This window comes from Streptomyces humi, from assembly GCF_001005085.2.
GTDB lineage: Bacteria > Actinomycetota > Actinomycetes > Streptomycetales > Streptomycetaceae > Streptomyces > Streptomyces humi.
This window is the reverse complement of the sequence record NZ_LBMU02000013.1, coordinates 135,301-156,238: the sequence shown is the minus strand read 5'-3', so window position 1 is coordinate 156,238 and position 20,938 is coordinate 135,301. Positions and strand designations below refer to the sequence as shown.

Genomic DNA, 20,938 nt, shown 5'->3' with positions numbered 1-20,938 from the left:
TCCCCGGCGACCCCGCCCGCCGCTACTTCTGGAGCACCGCCACGTTCTGGTCCGCCTCCGGTACGGCGACCGTGCCGCGGTCGTCCGGGAGGGTCTGGATGGTGAAACCGGGGATGCCGTCCTCGGTGGCCGCCAGGGTGCGGGCGCCGTAGACGGGGCCGCCGGAGACCGGCTCCACGGTCAGCGCGTAGGTGCCCTTCAGACCGGACGGGACGGGCGCGTCGACGTCCTGGGTGGTGCCCGACTTGATGGTGAACGTCTTGGACACCGCCGTACCGCCCTCGCTGCCCGCCGACGCCGTGACCTTGACCTGCGCGGTGCCGCTGGGGGCGGTCAGGGAGAGCGTGGTCCCCTTGCCGCTGTTGTCGGCGGACGTCGCGCGCGTGCCGACCGGCGCGGCCGCCGGGATGTACGCGGTCTCCTGCTTGTCGCCCTTGCCCCGGGTGACGCGCAGCGCGGCGACCACCGGCACCGACTGGTCGGACGGCGTCAGGAGCAGCGAGCCGGCCTCGCCGCGGGTGACGTCGCCGAGGTCGGTCGCGGTGGTCATACCGGCCTTCACGTGCAGCGTCTCGTTGCCGGCGGGGGTGATGGTGCCGTCCGGGGAGGCCAGTCGCACCTTCAGGTCGGCGTCGGAGTCGCCGGGGGTGAAGGCGATCAGCCGGACGTCGGTGGCGTCCTTGGGGATGCCAGGCAGGACCAGGGCGGCGGCCGGGTCGGCGGAGGCCGCCAGCCAGTCACCGCCGGTCTTGTCGTCCAGGGCCTGCACGCTCGCGCCGACCCGGCCGCTGCGCACGTTCACGTGCACGGTGAGGTCGGTCTGCCGCTCGTCGGCGAGCGTGGAGAGCAGGACCGGCTCGCTGGCGTGCGGCTGGACCGTGATGCCCTCCCCCACCGTGGACTTGAGCTGGCCGTCCTTGCCGTACAGCTCGATGTCGACGACGGCGGCGCTGTCGTCCGGGTTGGTGAGGTGCACGTAGTCGGTGCGGCCGGCGGCGGTGCTGGCGCCCGGGAACCAGAAGTCGGTGTCGGCGGCGGTGCAGTTGACCCCCTGGAGGCCGCGCCCGGTGCCGGCCGCCACCTCCGTGGTCTCCTGGACCGTCCAGCCGGGGGCGTACTTGCCCTCGGCGGTGCCGACATAGGCGGGCCCGTCGGCACCGGAGGTGTCCCCGGTGACCGGGGTGCCGGGTGCCTTCGGCGTCAGCACCGGTTTGGCGGCCTTCTTCTTGCCGCCTGCGCCGCTGCTGCTGCCCGTCCCGTCCGCCGACTGCTCGGTGGCCGCCTGGAGTTCGGCCTTGCCGTCGCTCGTGGTGCCCTTGGTGACGGGCGTGAACGACGTGTACGAGGTGTCGGCGATGTCGGACAGGCTGGGTGCCGGGCACAGCAGGCTGGTGCGCTCCACGGGCAGCTGGGCGGCCGCCTCGGCGGTGTGCTCGGAGGACGCGGCCGGCTGGTTGAGCGCGGCGAACCCGGTGACCGCCGCGAGCGCGGCCGTACCGGCGAACAGGGAGAGGGTCGTGCGGTTCACTGCTGGCTCCCGTCGTGGTGCTCGCCGCCGGTGCCGTGGGGCTGCTGCTGGGCGGCCGGGTCGTAGGCGGGGTCGTACGCGGGGTCGTAGCCCTGCTGGTACGTCGGGTCGTACGTGCCCTGGCCCTGCTGCCCGCCGTAGGCGTACGGGTCGTACTGGCCGGTCTGGTACGGGTCGTAGGTCTGCTGGTCGTAGCCCTGCTGGTACTGGCCGGCGTTCTGGTACTGGTCGGTGTAGCCGGTGTCGTAGCCGTCGGCCTGCGGGTAGGAGGCGGGGTCCCACTCGTCGTACGACTGCTGCTGCGGGATGTCGGCCCGGGGCTGCTCCTCCTCGGCCGCCGGGAAGCCGCCGTCCTCCTGCGAGGCCGGCTCCTCCTCGGTCCCGGCCTCGGCCTCGGCCTCCGCCTGGGCGCGCAGCCGGCGGGCGCGGCGGCCCTCACCCTCGACGGCCTGCGCGGGGACCGGCTCCTCCTCGGGGAGGTCGTCGTCGATGTCGCGGCGGCGGCCGGGCAGGGCGAGGACGACCAGGACGACGGCGAGCGCGCCCTGCGCCCACAGCCAGGCGGTGTGCGTGAAGGGGGTGTCGTAGGTGACGTCCAGCCGGCCGCCGGAGGCGGGCAGTTCGAAGCCCTGGGCCCAGCCGTCGACGGTGGTGCCGGTGAGCGGCTTGCCGTCCAGGGTGGCCGTCCAGCCGGGTGCGGCCGTGTCGGCCAGGCGCAGGATCCGGCCGTCGGCGCCGCTCGGGACCGTGGTGTGGATGTCGACGGCGCCTGCGGGGACCGAGGCGGGCGTGCCGGAGCCGTTCGCCGAGACGATCATCGCGCGGGAGACCTGCTGGTCGACCCGCCACAGGGCGCTGCCGTCCTGCTGGCTGAGCCGGGTCAGACCGGGCGTGGCGTCCAGGACGCGTGTGACGTCGCGCGGGGCGCCCTTGTGGACGAGGACGTAGCGCACCGCGAACCCGCCGAGCTGGTCGGCCTGGTCGGCGCCGGAGCCGGCCACCAGGTTGGCGACGACCTTGTCGAGCCTGGCGTTCTCGCCGTCGGCGGCGACCGTCTCGGCGTCTCCCATGCGGGCGCCGGAGCCGCGTACCAGCATGTAGTCCACGTGCGCGGTGCTGTCGCTGTCCAGGACGAGGGTGCGGACCTGGTCGCTGGTGGTGCTGTCCTCGGCGACGAACGCGGGCACCTGGGTGGGGTCCCGGCGCTCGACGGGGCCGTCGGCGCCCGCGATCATCCAGCCGGCGGCCACCAGCAGCGGACCGGCGGCGGACGCGAAGGCGATCAGGGCGGCGACCGGCTGGCGCCAGCCGAAGCTCTGCTCGGCGACCCGCGAACGCGCCCCGTCGGCGCCGAGCGCGGCGGCGGACAGGATCGCGATGCCGTAGACGAGGGTGGCCGGGCCCGCCCAGGTGGAGCTGTTGGAGAGGACCGCGAAGACCAGGCCGACCAGGGCGACCGCCCAGGCGGTACGGATCGCCGACTGCCGCTCGGAGCGCAGCAGCGCGGCGAGCGCGGCCAGGACGACCCCGATGAGCATCAGGCCGTCGAGCGTGCCGGGGCCGCCCGGGCTGGCGCCGAGCAGGTCGAGGGCGGAGGCGGCCGAGGCGCCGTACTCCAGCCCGGCCTCCTTGAAGAAGCCGGCCGGCAGCAGGGTCAGCGACCAGGGCGCGAGGATCAGCAGCGGGGTGCCGAGCTGGGTCAGCAGGCGCAGGCCGGAGGCGACCAGGTCGGTGCGGCGGACGGCGAGCACGGCGATGCCGAGGACCAGGGCGATCGGCCAGACGATCGGCGTGAACGCGGTGGTGATGGTCAGCAGCAGCGCGTACGCCCAGGTGGCGCGCCAACTTCCGCGTGCGCCCGAGGAGTTCGCGAGTCCGCCGGCGGCGATGCCGGCGCGGGCGACGAGCGGCAGCAGGATCGCGAGGACGGCGGTGCCGATGCGGCCGCCCGCGAGGGCGCCGGTGGCGGCCGGGAGGAAGGCGTAGGCGACGGCCGCCCAGGCGCGCAGCAGCCGCGAGGTGACCAGCGGCCGGGAGGCGAAGTAGGCGGTGAAACCGGCCAGGGGAACCGAGGCGACCAGCAGCACCGTGACGGCGAGGCCGGTCGAGCCGAACAGCACCGTGGCCAGGGAGGCGACGATCGCGAGGTAGGGCGGCGCGGCGGGGGTGCCGCCGGCGCCGACCGCGTGCCAGGCGTCGAGGTAGCTGGACCAGAGGGCGCCCGCGCTGCCGGGGGCGGGCAGCAGGGCGCCGCCCGCGAGCGCGCCGGTGCCGAGCAGGGAGCGGCAGGCGGCGAGCGAGACCAGGAGGAGCACCAGGAAGAGCACCGGGCCCGGTTTGCGGGCGATGCGCTTGAGGCGGGCGAACTGCTCGATCTCCAGGAAGTCGGCGTCGTCGCCGCCGGGTCCGGACTCGACCGCGCCGCCGTGCCGGCCGGCCGCGGAGATCTCGTCGTCGGCGCCGAAGAGGTTGCCCGCGACCTGTTCGACGGTGGCCCGGACGGTGGCGCCGGGCGGCGGGAACAGCGCGCGCAGTTCGCCCTTGTCGAGCTGGGAGCGGCCGCGCCGGCCGCGCCCGGCGATGATCCGCTCGGGTCGCAGCAGGGTGCCCAGCAGGCCGCGGATCTCGTCGAGGGCCTGTCCGGGGACCTTGCCGACGAGGTAGGCGACCGTGCGCAGCAGGGTGCCGAGGACCAGCCGGACCAGCAGCCAGGGCAGCGCCGCGGTACGGGCGTTGACGAGCAGGGTGTAGACGGCACCGGCCTTGTCGACCTTGTGCGGGGAGGCGGTGGTGCGGCCCGCGCAGTCGACGGTGCGGCGCTCGCGGGAGGCGGCCTCGGCGTGCCGTACGACGGCTTCCGGGGCGACCAGGACGCGGTGGCCGGCGTTGTGCGCGCGCCAGCACAGGTCGACGTCGTCGCGCATGAGGGGCAGCCGGCGGTCGAAGCCGCCGAGTTCCTCGAAGACGTCCCGGCGGATCAGCATGCCTGCGGTGGAGACGGACAGCACGGGCCGGACGTGGTCGTGCTGGCCCTGGTCCTGTTCACGGCGGTCCAGGCCGGTCCAGCGGCGGCCGGAGTTGGCGATGGTGACGCCGACCTCGAGGAGCTGCCGGCGGTCGTACCAGCCGCGCAGCTTGGGGCCGACGACCGCCACGTCGTCGCGGCCCAGTTCCAGCTCGTTGTCCACGACCCGCAGCAGCTGGGCGAGGGCGTCGGGTTCGGGGGCGCAGTCGTCGTGGAGCAGCCACAGCCACTGGACCGGTTCGCCGTAGGGCAGTTCGGGCATGTCGTAGGCGTCGTCGCGCCACTGCCGGGTGACCGGGTCCCAGCCGCTGGGCCGCTTCAGGTACGGCAGCTCCTCCGGGGTGAGCACGGGCGCGGTGCGGCCGGCCTCCTCGACGGCCTGGCCGAAGCCGGTGCGCCGGGCCAGGTGCACGACGTTGGCGTCGCCGAGGGACTCGGTGAGCAGCCGGGCGGAGTCGTCCGCGCTGCCGGTGTCGGCCGCGACCGCGTACTGGACGGGGCGCTCCTGGCCGAGCAGACCGGCGAGCGCGTCGGGCAGCCAGCGGGCACCGTCGTGGGCGACGAGGACCGCGGTCACCACGTGACGCGGGAACTCGGGTGGCCGGGTCGGGTCAAACGCGGCTGTGGCAGCTGTGCCTTGTGCTGCCGTGTGGCTGTGCACGGACATCGAGGTACGGGCCCCGGTTCGATGGACTGCGGTGGACTCCTGCGCCCGCGGGTGGCGGCGAGGCGTCTCGGACGAGCGCCCACACTATCGGCTGGTCATGCCGACGGCCCGCCGCCTGTGGATAACCCACTGGTGACGGGCCGTTCGCGCAGCTCAGAGGTGCGTCCGGGGCACGTCCGGTCAGACGGCGGCCTTCTTGAGGCGGCGGCGCTCCCGTTCGGAGAGGCCGCCCCAGATGCCGAAGCGTTCGTCGTTGGCGAGGGCGTACTCGAGGCATTCGGAGCGCACCTCGCAGGCGAGGCAGACCTTCTTGGCCTCTCTGGTGGAGCCGCCCTTCTCGGGGAAGAAGGACTCGGGGTCGGTCTGGGCGCACAGCGCGCGCTCCTGCCAGCCGAGTTCCTCGTCCGCGTCGTCGACCAGCAGTTGCTGCACCAGCTCGGTCATGTGCGCCCCTCGTCTGTCTCGCGTCCCCGTGCCTGGCCGTTACCGATTTCGGCTGAACGACACGAGTGAAATTACAAGTGTGCTGCTCCGGGCGAGTCAAGCCGAGATCTGCTATTGGGCCCGTTATTCACTCTGCGGAACCAAGGCCGTGCGGAAAGTGTTCAAATCGTCATAAACCTTGACATGCAGAAGAGGCCCGCCAACGGGCCTCCGACCCCATACAGAGGTTGTACGGAGAAGGACGCCCAGATGTTCGATCGCGTTCCGAAGTGGCTCGCGCGGCCGGTTGTGCGCCATGTGTCCCGGGTGCCCGCTGAACAAACCTTTCGGCAGCGAGATGAACCGGATGAGGTGAAGCGTGTCCCACATACCGGGCGTCGAGTTGACACGGAAGGTGTGAACCGATGTCCTAGTGGGCATGCTCGCGAACTTGGCACTCACCTCGACCCGCACCGCCGGGTCCCACGGTGCTGCCCGTGCTCGCTGTAGCTGTTGCTGTTCCAGCTGTTGAGCCGTAGCCGTATCCCGGCCGCTCCAGCCGCGAACCGAGTCCCCAGGGCTCGGTGCTCGCCTCTCGTTCCCCTCTGACCTTCTTCACTGAGGAACCACCGCGCCCCATGAACAGCGACAACGACCTCCAGATCGCCGGCGACCTCCTCGAGGTGCCGCACCTGCTCCAGCCGCCGCGCGAGCACCCGGTCACCGTGGCCGAGTTCGTCGGACTGGCCCGCGCGATCGCCGCCGACCGCGCCCAGTGGGCGCACCTCGTCGAGTACGACGCGACCAGCCGCTGGTACCACCGGCTGCGCACCGGTCCCGGCTACGAGGTGTGGCTGCTGTCCTGGGTGCCCGGACAGGGCAGCGGACCGCACGACCACGGCCGCTCCGCCGGTGTGCTGACCGTCCTGGAGGGCGCCCTCACCGAACGCACCGGACGCGGCACGCGCGCGCTGTCCGCCGGCGCGCAAAGGGTGTTCGCGCCGGGGTACGCGCACGAGGTGGTGAACGACGCGCTGGAGCCCGCGGTGAGCCTGCACGTCTACTACCCGGGCCTGACCGAGATGCCGATGCACACCGCGGCCGGCGCCGCCTGCGAGGGCCGTCCCGTCACCGCGTGACGCCGGATGCCCGACGCGTGACGCGTGACGCCGGACGCGTGACGCGTTGTCGGAGGCGCCTGCAAGACTTGTCGCATGCGCATTGTGGTTCTGGCAGGCGGTATCGGCGGTGCCCGGTTCCTGCGCGGTCTCAAGCAGGCCGTGCCGGACGCCGACGTGACCGTCATCGGCAACACCGGCGACGACATCCACCTCTTCGGGCTGAAGGTGTGCCCGGACCTCGACACGGTGATGTACACGCTCGGCGACGGCATCAACGAGGAACAGGGCTGGGGGCGCGCCGACGAGACCTTCCACCTCAAGGAGGAGCTGGCCGCCTACGGAGTGGGGCCCGACTGGTTCGGGCTCGGCGACCGGGACTTCGCGACGCACATCGTGCGCACGCAGATGCTGGGCGCCGGCTATCCGCTGAGCGCGGTGACCGAGGCGCTGTGCGACCGCTGGAAGCCGGGCGTGAAGCTGATCCCGATGACCGACGACCGGGTCGAGACCCACGTGGCCGTCGAGGTCGACGGTGAGCGCAAGGCGGTGCACTTCCAGGAGTACTGGGTCCGGCTGCGGGCGGCCGTGCCCGCCCACGCGGTCGTCCCGGTCGGTGCCGAGCAGTCCAAGCCGGCGCCCGGCGTGCTGGAGGCCCTCGCCGCGGCGGACGTGATCCTCTTCCCGCCGTCCAACCCCGTGGTCTCCGTCGGCACCATCCTCGCGGTGCCCGGCATCAGGGAGGCGATCGCGAACGCCGGGGTACCGGTGGTGGGCCTCTCCCCCATCGTCGGGGACGCGCCGGTGCGCGGGATGGCCGACAAGGTGCTGGCCGCCGTGGGAGTGGAGTCGACGGCGGCGGCGGTCGCCGAGCACTACGGCTCGGGCCTGCTGGACGGCTGGCTCGTCGACACCGTGGACGCCGGCGGCGTCGGGCGGGTCGAGGCGGCCGGCATCCGCTGCCGGGCCGTACCGCTGATGATGACCGATCAGGACGCGGCCGCGCAGATGGCACGGGAGGCGCTGGCGCTCGCCGAGGAGGTGCGCGGGGCATGAGCGACGCGGTGCCCGGGTACCGGGTGTGGGCGCTGGCCGGAATCCCCGAGGTCCAGCCGGGCGACGACCTGGCCAAGCTGATCGCGGCGACCGGCCCGGAGCTGGCCGACGGTGACGTGGTGGTGGTCACGTCCAAGATCGTGTCCAAGGCCGAGGGGCGGATCGTCGAGGCCGCCGACCGGGAGGCGGCGATCGACGCCGAGACCGTGCGGGTGGTGGCCCGCCGCGGCACCCTGCGGATCGTGGAGAACCGGCAGGGCCTGGTGATGGCGGCGGCGGGGGTGGACGCCTCCAACACCCCTTCCGGGACCGTGCTGTTGCTGCCCGAGGACCCCGACGCCTCGGCCCGTGCCGTCCGCGCGGGGCTCCGGGACGCGCTGGGCGTCGACGTGGGGGTGGTCGTCACGGACACCTCCGGGCGGCCCTGGCGCGCGGGCCTCACGGACATCGCCATCGGCGCCGCCGGAGTGCGGGTGCTGGACGATCTGCGCGGGGGCGTGGACGCGTACGGCAATCCGCTGGTCGCCACGGTCGTCGCCACGGCCGACGAACTGGCCGCCGCCGGAGACCTGGTCAAGGGCAAGGCGACGGGGATGCCGGTCGCCGTGGTGCGCGGCCTCGCCCATGTCGTGACCGGGGCCGACGAGAACGGGGGCGGCGCGCGGGCGCTGGTGCGGGACGCGGCCAGTGACATGTTCCGGCTCGGCACCTCCGAGGCGGTCCGGGAAGCGGTCACGCTACGGCGGACCGTGCGGGCGTTCACCGACGATCCCGTCGACCCCGGGGCGGTACGACGGGCGGTCGCCGCGGCCGTGACCGCGCCGGCGCCGCACCACACGACACCGTGGCGGTTCGTGCTGCTGGAGTCGGCCGGGGCGCGCGGGCGCCTGCTGGACGCGATGCGGGACGCCTGGATCGCCGACCTGCGCAGGGACGGCAAGTCCGAGGAGTCGATCGCGAAGCGGGTGCGCCGGGGGGACGTGCTGCGCGACGCGCCGTATCTGGTCGTGCCCTGTCTGGTGACGGAGGGGTCCCACACGTACGGGGATCCGCGGCGGGACGCCGCCGAGCGCGAGATGTTCGTGGTCGCCGCGGGGGCGGGCGTGCAGAACTTCCTGGTCGCGCTGGCCGGGGAGCAGCTGGGGTCGGCGTGGGTGTCGTCGACGATGTTCTGCCGGGACGTGGTGCGGGAGGTGCTGGAGCTGCCGGAGGGGTGGGATCCGATGGGGGCGGTCGCGGTGGGGAAGGCGGCGGAGGCGCCGCGGGAGAGGGCCGAGAGGGAGGCGGGGGACTTCATCGAGGTGCGGTGAGTCGAGTACCGCCGTCCGTTCAGGGGGGCCGGTTCGTCGGCGGGTGCGGGTTCGTGGGGTTGCTCGCGCCCCCGCGGCGGCAGCCGCATATCGGACACAGCCCGCGCCCCTTTCGGTGCGCTCGATGCCTAGGATGCTGTGAGTGGCTGAACGTTTCTCTCCGAGACCCACTCGTACGACGGTGCGGGGCGGGCAGGTCGGCGTGCCCGCCGGAGGGTTTCCCCGGCAGGCCGTCGCGCCCGGGATGGTGCGGGTCTGGAAGCCCGAGGGGGCCCTTGACCTGGGGCTCGTGCTCGGGCCGCTGCGGCGCGGGCCCGGGGATCCCACCTTCCGGGCCACGCCCGACGGGTCCGTGTGGCGGGCCAGTCTCACACCGGCCGGGCCCGGGACGCTGCGGGTGCGGGCGTACGGTGCCGAGGTGCGCGGGGAGGCCTGGGGGCCGGGCGGGGAGTGGCTGCTGGAGCGGCTGCCCGAGCTGCTGGGTTCCGCCGACGACCCCGCCGTCTTCGTGCCCCGGCACCGGGTCGTCGCCGCCGCCCGGCACCGGCGGCCGGGACTGCGGCTGACGCGGACCGGGCTGGTGCTGGAGTCGTTGATCCCGTCGGTCCTGGAGCAGAAGGTCACGACGGACGAGGCGTACCGGGCCTGGCGGCTGCTGGTACGGAGGTTCGGGGAGCGTGCGCCGGGGCCCGCGGGGGTGAGCGAGCGGCCGATGTGGGTGATGCCCGCGCCTCGGACGTGGGCGCTGATCCCGTCCTGGGAGTGGCACAAGGCCGGCGTCGACGACAAGCGGGCCGCCACGATCCTGCGGGCGGTACGGGTCGCCGCGCGGCTCGAGGAGGCGGTGGGGATGGCGCCGGAGGCCGCACGGGCGCGGCTGGAGGTGGTGCCGGGGATCGGGCCCTGGACGTCGGCGGAGACCGTGCAGCGCAGCCACGGGGCCCCGGACGCGGTGACGGTCGGGGACCTGCATCTGCCGGGGATCGTGGGATGGGCGCTGGCCGGGGACCGGCACGCCGACGACGAGGTGATGCTGCGGCTGCTGGAGCCGTACGCGGGCCAGCGGCACCGGGCGGCCCGGCTGATCCTGCTGAGTGGGAACACACCGGCCAGGAGGGCGCCGAAGATGCGCCGCGTCGACATCGGCCGGTTGTGAGGCGTACCTGAGGGCGCGCGGAACCGCACGGCGTCCCTGAGGGCGCGCACGGAACCGGGAACCGCACGGCGTCCCTGAGGGCGCACGGAACCGGGAACCGCACGGCGTCCCTGAGGGCGCGCGGAACCGCGCGAGCGGTCCACGCACGCCCGCTGGAGGACGAGGCGGCTACTGGTCCGAGGAGAACCGCACCGCGCCCGCCGGAATGCGCGCGTCGCACCACACCCGGGCGCCCTCGGCGAGTTCGTTGTCGGGTCCGACGACCGCGCCGTCGCCGATGACCGTGCCGGTGAGGACGGAGCGTTCGCCGACGCGGGCGCGGCTGCCGATGAGGGAGTCGGTGATGACGGCGCCGGGTTCGATGACGGCGCCGGGGAGGATGGCCGAGCCGAAGACCCGCGCGCCCTCGGCCACGAACGCCCCCTCGCCCACCACCGTGCCGCCGGTGAGCTTCGCGTCCGCCGCCACCCGTGCCGTGGGCAGGATCAGACGGTCGCCGCAGCGGCCGGGGACCGCCGGTGAGGGCGCGCGGCCCAGGACCAGGTCGGCCGAGCCGCGCACGAAGGCGGCGGGGGTGCCGAGGTCCAGCCAGTAGGTGGAGTCGACCATGCCTTGGAGGTGGGCGCCGGCCGCCAGCAGGTCCGGGAAGGTCTCCCGCTCGACCGACACCGGGCGGCCGGCCGGGATCGTGTCGACGACGGAGCGGCGGAAGACGTACGCCCCCGCGTTGATCTGGTCGGTGACGATCTCCTCCGGCGTCTGCGGCTTCTCCAGGAAGGCCAGGACCCGCCCCGACGCGTCGGTGGGGACGAGGCCGTAGGCACGCGGATCCGTCACCTTCGTCAGGTGCAGGGAGACGTCCGCGCCCGTCGACTCGTGCGTGGCCACCAGGGCGCGGATGTCCAGGCCGGTGAGGATGTCGCCGTTGAAGATCAGGACCGGCTCGTCGGGGCCCGAGTGCAGCCGGGAGGCGACGTTGCGGATGGCGCCGCCCGTGCCGAGCGGTTCCTCCTCGGTGACGTACTCGATGTGCAGGCCGAGTGCCGCGCCGTCGCCGAAGTACGGTTCGAAGACCTCGGCGAGGTAGCTCGTGGCGAGGACGATGTGGTCGACGCCCGCCGCTCTGGCTCGGGCCAGCTGGTGGGTCAGGAACGGCACGCCGGCGGCCGGGACCATCGGCTTGGGCGTGTGGACCGTGAGCGGGCGCAGCCGGGTGCCTTTGCCGCCGACCAGGAGGATCGCTTCTGTCACCTGTCGTCTCTGCTTCCTGCCGGGACCGGCCGAACTCTGTGTCGGCCGGCCAGTGTATGCAGACCGTGCGACGGCGCCCTCGACGGCCGCGCGGTGCCACGCGGCATGGGTGTGCGGTTTCCCCCGACTGCCCCCGACGGCGTGAACGCGGGTCCCGTGCTCAGCGCCCCTGGAGGTGCGCGGAACTGGTCCGGGCCGAACCGAGCTTGGCGTAGAGCCTGGCGCCCGGACAGTCGGTGGCGTACCCGTCCCGGTGACCGGAGATCACGTTCAGTCGTACGTTCTTCCCCTTTGGGTAGAGATTGCCACCCCCGGACCTCAGATATGTCTTGCCCTTCGGATTGGCCCCGAAGAGCCCGAGTTTCCACGCGGTGAGCCTGGCGACGGCGGTGACGGCGGCGGCGGGCGGCTTGTGCGAGTCGAACGAGCCGATCACCGCGATTCCCATGCTGTTGCTGTTGAACCCCAGGGTGTGGGCGCCCTTGACGGCTTTCGCCACTCCCCCCGCGCGGCCCTCGTAGATGGTTCCGCACTTGTCGACGAGGAAGTTGTAGCCGATGTCCCGCCAGCCCATGCTCACCACGTGGTAGCGGTAGATACTGCGGATGACGGACGAGGCCTGGGAGCACTTGTAGCCGTTGCCGGAGTCGGTGTGGTGGACGAAGGCCGCCTTGACCTTTCCCGTGTACACGAACCCCTTCTCGCGCAGTGACTCGTCGGCGCGCCAGCCGCGGCGCGTGACGATCCTCGGACGCGGACCGATGTACGGCTTCCCGCGCGGGGCGTCGACGCCCTCCAGCTCCAGCAGTTCGCGTTCGGTGTCCTCGCGGCTCAGGGCGGGGATCTCGGTGGCGCCGAACGGCGCCAGGTCGGCGTCGGCGGCGGCGCTCGCGTCGGCCTCGGCGTGGGAGGCGTCGGCCGCGGCGTCGGCCGGGGAGCCCTGGGACAGCGAGTCGTCGGGCGGCGAGTCGGCCCCCGGGTCGACCAGTTCGAGGCGGAGCCCGGCGGGGAGCAGATCGCGGCCGACGCTGCCACCCGCGCCGGTACCGGTGCCGGCATCGGCACCAGCATCGGCATCGGCGCGGACGCTCACGTCCACGCCGTCCGAGTCACCCACCCACAGGGGCGCGGTGGCCCCGCGCACCCGGCCCGACGCGGCCTCCGCGGTGTCCGGGTCGGCACCGTGGTCGGCGTTGTGCGTCCCGACGTCCTGCCAGCCCGACCAGACGCCGGTCTCCGCGGACCGGGTACGGACCCGCACCGTGCCGTGCAGTTCGGTCCCGGGGTTGTCCCAGACGACGCCGACCATCGAGAAGTGCCGTACGTCCGCTCTGTACACGCCCTGTTCGGGGGCCTGGCCGAGGACGCGCTCGCGGGTGCGCGGGGCGAGCGGCAGCGACTGGGTGCCGCCGGCCGGCAGTCCGCGCGACTGCCCGCGCACCGGCGCGGAGGCCGACGCGGCGGCCGACGCGGCGGCCGCGGAGGGCACGTCGAGGAGCGCCGACGGCAGGGCGAGGGCCGCGGCACAGGTGACGCCGATCGAGGAAGTCAGGAATCCACGCATGCCCCTGATGTTGAACAGAGTAAGACAAATATGTCTATTGCGGACTTGACGGTCCGTCGGGTGCGGTTGCGCCGAACCGGTGGCGCCGGCGGTCGGTGCGGGCGGCGGCCGCGGCGTACGCTTGCGCGGGTGAACGCCACCGATCGCACCCCTGCCGACCTGCTGCGTTCCGCGCTCGCCGCGGACCCCGGACGCCCTCTGGTGACCTTCTACGACGACGCGACGGGCGAACGCGTCGAATTGTCCGTGGCCACCTTCGCCAATTGGGTGGCCAAGACGGCGAACCTGTTGCAGACCGATCTCGCGGCCGGCCCCGGCGACCGGGTGGCGCTGCTGCTCCCCGCCCACTGGCAGACGGCCGTGTGGCTGCTGGCCTGTTCGTCGGTGGGCGCGATCGCCGACGTGGCCGGCGACCCGGCGGCGGCCGACGTGGTGGTGAGCGGGCCGGACACGCTGGAGGCGGCGCGGGCGTGCCGCGGGGAGCGGGTCGCGCTCGCCCTGCGGCCGCTGGGCGGGCGGTTCCCGCAGCCGCCGGAGGGGTTCGCGGACTACGCCGTGGAGGTGCCGAGCCAGGGCGACCGGTTCGTACCGTTCTCGCCGGTGGACCCGGACGAGCCCGCGCTGATCGTCGCGGGGGCGGAGCTGAGCGGGGCCGAGCTGGTGGAGCGGGCCCTCGGGGACGCGCCCGGGCTGGATCTCACCGGGCCCGGGTCCCGGATGCTGTCGGGGCTGGGGTTCGACACGTGGGAGGGCCTGAGCGCGGGGCTGTACGCGCCGCTCGCGGTCGGAGGGTCCGTGGTGCTGTGCCGGCGCCTGGACGCACTGGACGCGGAGGGGATCGCGAAGCGGATCGAGAGTGAGCGGGTCACTGCCTCGGCACGGTGAGGCCGTCGAGCGTCCGCGGCCGCGTGGGGACCGGTCGCGCCCGCGCGGCTGCCACCGCACACCGGACACGGCGTGCGGTGGCAGCCGCACCCCGGACACGGCGCCACGCCCCCGAGACGGCGGGTCCGGTCACCCGTACGGAGTAGTTGCCGTCACCTGAGGCCGCCTCCCCGGGGCACTGTTGAACAGTGACCGACGTCGTAGGGGCATCCGCCACCGGGTCCGGGCTCGCCCGGCGGCGGCGTCGGCTCTGGATACGGGGCACGGCGGTGGCGGCCGCGCTGGTCACGCTCGGTGCCGTCGGGGGTGGCTGGGCGCTCTACGCCAAGCTCAGCCACAACATCACCGCCGACGAGGCGGCCGCCGCCGAGCTCGCCCGGTACGAGCGGGAGCGGCCCACCGCGCTGGTGCGCGGCGCGCAGAACATCCTGCTGATCGGGTCGGACACGCGGGCGGGCGCCGGGAACGGCCGCTACGGCAGGGACTCGGGCACCGAGCGGTCCGACACCACGATCCTGCTGCACCTGGCCGCCGACCGGCGCAGTGCCACCGCGGTGTCGCTGCCCCGGGACCTCATGGTGCACGTACCCGGATGCCTGCGGAACGACGGACGGCGCGGCGAACCCGCCTTCACCCTGTTCAACTCGGCCTTCGCCATGGGCGGTTCGGCCTGCACCGTGCGTACCGTCGAGAAGCTGACGGACATCCGGGTCGACCACTACATGGTCGTCGACTTCAGCGGGTTCAAGGACGTGGTGGACGCGGTCGACGGGGTGCAGGTGTGCCTGAAGGAGCCGATCGACGACAAGGCGGCCAAGCTGCGGCTGCCCGCCGGGCGGGTCACCCTCGACGGGGAGCAGGCGCTCGGGTACGTACGGGCGCGCAAGTCGCTCGGGGACGGCAGCGACACCGCGCGGATGGACCGGCAGCAGCAGTTCCTGGGGGCGCTCGTCAACAAGGTGCAGAGCGGGGACGTACTGCTGAACCCGGCGAAGCTCTATCCGCTGCTGGACGCGGCGACCTCCGCGCTGACCACCGACCCCGAACTGGCCAGCCTGCGGGGTCTGTACCAGCTGGTCCGCGGGGTCCGGAACATCCCCACGGACCACGTGCAGTTCCTCACCGTCCCGAGGGAGCCGTACGTGTACGACTCCAACCGCGACCAGCTCGTGGCGGGCCGGGCGGACGCCCTTTTCGGGCTGCTGCGGGCCGACCGGGCCGTGAACGTCACCAAGGACGGCGAGTTCTCGGGCGAGAAACCCGGCAGCCCGTCGTCGTCCACGTTTCGCGGGAACACCGCCGCCGAGGACAGTTGCGCGTAAAGCACTCGCCAAGGCGGCGTACTTGCGCGCCGTTCGTTGTCAGTTAAATGAGATGTATTGCCCGGTTGTAGGGAGGACGAATTTGTCACTGGCGTCACTCGACGCTGAACCGGGCGGATAGTGTGAGCGTTCCGGTGCACCCGGCCACGAGGTCCGTCCTGGGGTCGTGCACTGCGAAACGTGACCGAGCGCCTTGGTGGGGGGAAGGCGCCGCGTGGCCCCGACGGAGGATTCGGACAACCGTGGACGCGCAAGGCCGTGGGCGGGCGGACAACATCGATCCCGCAGACCAGTGGGTGCTCAATCCGAACACCGGTGAATACGAACTGCGACTGACGCCTTCCGCTCCGCAGTCGGCGGTGCCCGGACCGCGCAGACCGTCGGCCCCGTCGACCCAGTCGACCCCGTCGCGGACCGCCCCGAGCGGAACGCCGGAGGTGCCGGGGCAGCGCAGGCGGCGCGCGGAGCCGGAGCCACCGCCCGGCCGTCGCTCGCGGCGGCAGCCGGTGAAGAAGAAGTCGAAGGCCAAGAAGGTACTGCTGTGGACCGGCGGTTCGATGGCCTTCGTGCTGGTCGCCGTCTCGGCGGCCGGCTACCTGTACATCAAGCACCTCAACGACAACATCACGTCCGTCTCCGACGACGGCGCGAGCACCGGTGGTTTCAGCAAGGACAAGGCGATCAACCTGCTGATCATCGGTACCGACAAGCGGACCGGCAAGGGCAACGAGGGCTACGGCGACACCGGCAGCGTCGGGCACGCCGACACCAACATCCTGCTGCACATCTCCAAGGACCGCTCCAACGCCACCGCGCTGAGCATCCCGCGCGACCTGATCGTGGACGTCCCGGACTGCCCGACCGAGCAGTCCGACGGCACCACGAAGGTCATCGCGGGCACCCAGAACGTCCGCTTCAACACCAGCCTCGGCCAGGACGACCGGACGCCCAGCTGCACCGTGCGCACGGTGACGGAGCTGACCGGGATCAAGCCGGACAACTTCATGGTGGCCGACTTCAACGCGGTCAAGACGCTGACCGACGCGGTCGACGGCGTCGAGGTCTGCCTCGGCAAGGACATCGACGACAAGCAGTCGCACCTGAAGCTGTCCAAGGGCACGCACAAGATCTCCGGCGAGACCGCGCTGGCGTTCGTGCGCACCCGGCACTCGGTGGGCTTCGGCGGTGACCTGAGCCGGATCCAGCTCCAGCAGCAGTTCCTGAGCGCCCTGATGCGCAAGCTCAGCTCCAACTCGACGCTCACCAGCCCGACGAAGCTGCTGAAGCTGGCCGAGGTCGGCACCAAGTCGCTGACCGTCGACTCCCAGCTGGACAGCATCGGCAAGCTGAAGGACCTGGGTCTGGAGCTCGGCAAGCTGAACCCGAAGAACCTGACCTTCACCACCATCCCGGTGCTGGACAACCCGGCGGAGAAGGTGAAGGCGACCGTCGTGCTCAACGAGTCGAAGGCGCCCGCGGTCTTCCAGGCCATCAAGGACGACGTCTCCTTCACCGCGGTCAAGAAGAAGCAGGCGAAGGCCAGCAAGGACGCGGCGGCCGCCCGGCTCGAGGGCAGCAAGTCCGCGGCCTCCGAGGTGCGGGTACGGATCCTCAACGGCGGGGCCCCGGCCGGCAGCGCCCAGGAGACCCTCAGCTGGCTCCAGAACGACGAGGGCGTCCTCAAGTCGGAGAACGCCGGCAACGCGCCCGCCGAACTCGCCAGGACCACCCTGGAGTACGCGCCCGACCAGGCCGACCAGGCACGTGAACTGGCGAGCCTGATGGGTCTGTCCGGCTCGGCGATGAAGCCGGGCAAGAGCGTGACCAACTCCCAGGGGCTGCCCGCGATCACGCTCACCCTGGGCAAGGACTTCCAGGGGGCGGGAGTCTCCCTCACCACTCCGACGAAGGCGCCGGAAGTGGACAGCAAGACCACCGCGGACAAGGTGACCTGCGCCAAGTAGCGGCGCCCCGTACCCGGAGGGGCCGCACCGCGTACGGCGCCCGAAGGTGCGAAGTCGCACACAAACGGCGCCCGGTCGCTCGGAGTTGTTCACGAGTGACACCAAGTCATACCGAATAAGTAGGTAACCCTATGGGTCCGTCGCGCGTCTAACCGGGCGCGGGGCGGACCCGTGTGGTCCGTGGGACGTCCGAAGGGGGGCGTGGCGGCGGGCCTGTGCGCGCGAGGCGCAGGGTGGGGAGGGCGGGAAGTTGACGCGGAGCGATGTGCGGGGGGAGGTGCCTGCGGTCGAGGACACGATGTCCCTCGCACCGAAGGCACCGGCCACGTCCAGAGGCGGCGGGCGCGGCGGCAAGGGGGGCTCGAAGGATCCGAAGGCCTCGAAGGGCGGGCACGGCGGCCGGCGCGTGCTGCGCTGGTCGGCGACCACGCTCTCGGTGGTGATCCTCGGTACGGCCGGTGCCGGGTACCTCTACTACCAGCACCTGAACGGCAACATCCACAAGGGCCAGCGCAACAGCGGTGACTCCAAGGCGAGCCGGACCGCGCCGAACGCGGCCGGGCAGACGCCGGTGAACATCCTGCTGATCGGCTCCGACAGCCGTAACTCGGCCGAGAACGTGAAGCTCGGCGGCAGCAAGGACAACGTCGGCAACCCGCCGCTCGGCGACGTCCAGATGCTCATCCACCTGTCGGCGGACCGCAAGAGCGCCGCGATGGTGAGCATCCCCCGGGACACCCGCGTCGACATCCCCAAGTGCACCGACCCGGACACCGGCAAGGTGTACCCGGCGACCAACGCCATCATCAACGAGTCGCTGGCCCGCGGCGGTGCCGGCTGCACCCTGGCCACCTGGGAGAACCTGACCGGCGTCTACATCGACCACTGGATGACGATCGACTTCTCCGGTGTGGTGAAGATGGCGGACGCGATCGGCGGGGTCGACGTGTGCGTCAAGCAGAACGTGTGGGACCACCCGACGGCGGCGGTGCCCGGCGGCTCCGGGCTGAAGCTGAAGGCCGGCACCACCAAGGTCGAGGGCCGGCAGGCGCTTCAGTGGCTGCGCACCCGGCACGCCTGGGGCAGCGACCTGATGCGGGCCCGCGCCCAGCACATGTACCTCAACTCGATGATCCGGACGCTGAAGGGGCAGAACGTCTTCACGGACACCCCGCGGCTGATGGACCTGGCGGAGGCGGCCACCAAGTCGCTGTCGGTGTCCGAGGAGATAGGCACCGTCAAGAAGCTGTACGACCTGGCCATGCAGCTGAAGTCCGTGCCGACCGACCGCATCACCAGCGTGACGATGCCGAACGTCCAGGACCCGCAGAACTCGGACCACGTCGTACCGGACGGCTCCAACGCCGACAAGATGTGGCGGATGCTCCGCGACGACGTGTCGTTCGACAAGAACGGCAAGGCCTCGGACGCCTCCGCCAAGAAGAAGACCACGGCGAGCGCCGAGCCCTCGAAGGAGCCCTCCGTCGCCGCCGCGAGCCTCGGCCTGCTGGTGCAGAACGCCACCGGCACCAGCACCAAGGCACCGGTCGGCGGCCGGGCCCGGACACTCGCCCGGGAACTGACCGCGAAGGGCTACACCCGGGCGGCGGCGGACACCTCGAACACCGGGGAGTCGGTGGAGAAGACGGTCGTGCGGTACCCGAGCGCGGACCTCCAGGGCGACGCCCAGGCGGTGGCCAAGGCGCTGGGGATCCCGACGAGCCAGATCAAGCAGACCACCGATGTGTCGGGCGTCACGCTCGTCGTCGGCGCCGACTGGCGGGACGGCACTGCGTACCCGAAGCAGTCCGCGCCCAAGGCCGGTGACCTGCCCGACAACGCCGACGCGATCAACGGCTCCGACACCAAGCAGTGCATGGACGTGTACGGCCCCTATCGCTGGTGACGGGCACGGCCGGGCGGTTCACACAGGTCCGCACAGGTACGCACAGGTGACTCCTAAACCCCTGCATGACACTGCCGCCGTGCTCAGGAGCCCGGAGCCCCGGGCGCGGTGGCAGGTGCGAGCGGGAGGGCGGGCAGTGGTGCGCAGCAATGTGCGGGGGGAGGTGTCGGACGTGGTGTCCGCGGTCGAGGACACGATGTCCCTCACACCCCAGACCGACAGCAGCGGGCGACAGGGCGGCAGACAGGTGGGGGACGGCGGTCGCGGACGCCGCAGACGCCGGGTCGTCCGCTGGACGGCCTCGGTCCTGACCCTCGCCCTGGCCGGCACCGCCACCGCCGGATACCTGTACTACGAGCACCTCAACCGCAACATCAGGAAGGAGTCCCTGAACATCGGGGACTCCAAGGACCGGGCCACCGCCGCCAAGGCGAACGCGGCAGGCCAGACCCCCCTCAACATCCTGCTGATCGGCTCCGACGCCCGCGACACCGCCGAGAACCAGAAGCTGGGCGGCGCCAAGAGCACGTACAACACCGCGCCCCGCGCCGACGTCCAGATGCTGCTGCACGTGTCGGCCGACCGCACCAACATGTCCGTGGTGTCCATGCCCCGCGACACCCTGGTCTCCATCCCCAGGTGCACCGACCCCGACACCGGCAAGGTGTACGCGGCGACCACCTCGACGATGACCAACGACTCGCTCGGCCGCGGCGGGCCCGGCTGCACGGTGGCCACCTGGGAGAAGCTCACCGGCATCCACATCGACCACTTCATGATGGTCGACTTCTCGGGCGTGGTGTCCATGGCGGACGCGATCGGCGGAGTGCCGGTGTGCGTGGACGCGAACATCTACTCGCACACCTCCACCGGTCACGGCTCCGGCCTGAAGCTGACGAAGGGCACCACCTCCGTCAAGGGCAAGCAGGCCCTGCAATGGCTGCGCACCCGCTACGGCTTCGAGGACGGCAGTGACATCGCCCGCACCAAGGCGCAGCACATGTACATGAACTCGATGGTCCGCCAACTGCGCGCGAACGCCACCCTCGCCAAACCCGACAAGCTCCTCAGGCTCGCCGAGACGGCCACCGAGGCGCTCACCGTCGACACCGGCCTCGGCTCGGTCACCGAGCTCTACGACCTGAGCAGGGAACTGAAGAAGGTCCCCACGAACCGCATCACCATGACGACCATGCCGTGGGTGTACTCCTCGGACGGCAACCGGGTCCTGCCCAGGCCGACGGACGCGGCGAAGCTGTGGCGGCTGGTCCGCGAGGACATCGCCCTGGACGGCAAGGACAAGAAGAAGAAGACGACGACGACCGCGACGAAGGTCACCGACAAGGCCGCGGCCGACGACGAGATCGCGGTACGGGTGCGGAACGGCACGAAGAGCGGCACCGAGGCCGCCGTCACCGGCCGGGCCGCCGCCATCACCACACTGCTGACCGGCAAGGGCTTCACCAAGGCCACGGCCGACACCTCGGCACCGCTGAGCGCGGACCAGACCGTGGTCCGCTATCCGGGCGCCGGCCTCGCGGGCGACGCCCAGCGGGTCGCGAAGGCGCTGGGCATCCCCATGAGCCAGGTGAAGAAGTCGGCCGACGTCTCCGCCGTCACCCTCGTCGTCGGCGCCGACTGGCGCTCGGGCTCGAAGTACACCGCCGACGACGATGACACCACCCCGGCCTCGGCGAGCGCCCTCAACGCCTCGGACACCAAGGCCTGCATGCACGTCGACCCGGACTACACCTGGTAGTCCG

General features: G+C 72.3%; 14 protein-coding genes. 9 read left to right on the top strand and 5 right to left on the bottom strand.

Translation table 11 applies throughout. The annotated features are described in order from the left end of the window. Positions 1-22 precede the first annotated feature (22 nt). From AAW13_RS04655 to AAW13_RS04645, 3 genes are all read right to left on the bottom strand, one after another. The gene (locus tag AAW13_RS04655) at positions 23-1,528 is read right to left on the bottom strand and encodes a DUF5719 family protein (RefSeq protein ID WP_046730284.1); all 1,506 of its coding nucleotides are present in this window, start codon (positions 1,526-1,528) and stop codon (positions 23-25) included. Beyond that, a complete protein-coding gene (locus AAW13_RS04650) occupies positions 1,525-5,220 on the bottom strand; it encodes a glycosyltransferase family 2 protein (protein ID WP_107483235.1) in 3,696 nt (1,231 codons plus the stop codon). The genes AAW13_RS04655 and AAW13_RS04650 overlap by 4 nt, the downstream gene beginning before the upstream one ends. 180 nt (positions 5,221-5,400) lie before the next feature. After that, a complete protein-coding gene (locus AAW13_RS04645; RefSeq protein WP_003975777.1) occupies positions 5,401-5,664 on the bottom strand; it encodes a WhiB family transcriptional regulator in 264 nt (87 codons plus the stop codon). 617 nt (positions 5,665-6,281) lie between these two features. Between AAW13_RS04645 and AAW13_RS04635 the strand changes: the two genes are divergently transcribed. The 4 genes from AAW13_RS04635 to AAW13_RS04620 all read left to right on the top strand — a co-directional run bounded on the left by AAW13_RS04635 (position 6,282) and on the right by AAW13_RS04620 (position 10,283). Then, entirely contained in the window at positions 6,282-6,782 is a 501-nt protein-coding gene (locus AAW13_RS04635) for a cysteine dioxygenase (RefSeq protein WP_046730286.1), read from the top strand. A gap of 75 nt (positions 6,783-6,857) precedes the next feature. Next, positions 6,858-7,817 carry a 2-phospho-L-lactate transferase gene (gene cofD, locus AAW13_RS04630; protein ID WP_046730287.1) on the top strand — a complete coding sequence of 320 codons (960 nt, stop codon included), beginning with the start codon at positions 6,858-6,860 and terminating at the stop codon, positions 7,815-7,817. Further along, on the top strand, positions 7,814-9,127 hold the full coding sequence (locus tag AAW13_RS04625) for a coenzyme F420-0:L-glutamate ligase (RefSeq protein ID WP_046730288.1): 1,314 nt from the start codon (positions 7,814-7,816) through the stop codon (positions 9,125-9,127). The genes cofD and AAW13_RS04625 overlap by 4 nt, the downstream gene beginning before the upstream one ends. 142 nt (positions 9,128-9,269) lie before the next feature. After that, positions 9,270-10,283 carry a DNA-3-methyladenine glycosylase family protein gene (locus AAW13_RS04620; RefSeq protein WP_206306149.1) on the top strand — a complete coding sequence of 338 codons (1,014 nt, stop codon included), beginning with the start codon at positions 9,270-9,272 and terminating at the stop codon, positions 10,281-10,283. 168 nt (positions 10,284-10,451) lie between these two features. Here the strand turns inward: AAW13_RS04620 and manB are convergent, their stop codons facing one another. Both manB and AAW13_RS04610 read right to left on the bottom strand, forming a co-directional pair. Then, the gene (gene manB, locus AAW13_RS04615; RefSeq protein ID WP_046730290.1) at positions 10,452-11,534 is read right to left on the bottom strand and encodes a mannose-1-phosphate guanylyltransferase; all 1,083 of its coding nucleotides are present in this window, start codon (positions 11,532-11,534) and stop codon (positions 10,452-10,454) included. A gap of 160 nt (positions 11,535-11,694) precedes the next feature. Then, a complete protein-coding gene (locus AAW13_RS04610) occupies positions 11,695-13,098 on the bottom strand; it encodes a peptidoglycan recognition protein family protein (RefSeq protein ID WP_046730291.1) in 1,404 nt (467 codons plus the stop codon). Positions 13,099-13,227: 129 nt separating this feature from the next. Here AAW13_RS04610 and AAW13_RS04605 point away from each other — a divergent pair, with 129 nt between their 5' ends. The 5 genes from AAW13_RS04605 to AAW13_RS04585 all read left to right on the top strand — a co-directional run bounded on the left by AAW13_RS04605 (position 13,228) and on the right by AAW13_RS04585 (position 20,934). Continuing rightward, entirely contained in the window at positions 13,228-13,983 is a 756-nt protein-coding gene (locus tag AAW13_RS04605) for a TIGR03089 family protein (RefSeq protein ID WP_046730292.1), read from the top strand. A gap of 188 nt (positions 13,984-14,171) precedes the next feature. Further along, a complete protein-coding gene (locus AAW13_RS04600) occupies positions 14,172-15,305 on the top strand; it encodes an LCP family protein (RefSeq protein WP_046730293.1) in 1,134 nt (377 codons plus the stop codon). Positions 15,306-15,547: 242 nt separating this feature from the next. Beyond that, the gene (locus AAW13_RS04595; protein WP_071659427.1) at positions 15,548-17,269 is read left to right on the top strand and encodes an LCP family protein; all 1,722 of its coding nucleotides are present in this window, start codon (positions 15,548-15,550) and stop codon (positions 17,267-17,269) included. Between the two features lie 298 nt (positions 17,270-17,567). After that, positions 17,568-19,175: an LCP family protein gene (locus AAW13_RS04590; protein ID WP_046730326.1), complete on the top strand. Its 1,608-nt coding sequence runs from the start codon at positions 17,568-17,570 to the stop codon at positions 19,173-19,175. A gap of 196 nt (positions 19,176-19,371) precedes the next feature. Then, on the top strand, positions 19,372-20,934 hold the full coding sequence (locus AAW13_RS04585; RefSeq protein ID WP_107483236.1) for an LCP family protein: 1,563 nt from the start codon (positions 19,372-19,374) through the stop codon (positions 20,932-20,934). The last annotated feature ends 4 nt before the right edge of the window (positions 20,935-20,938 follow it).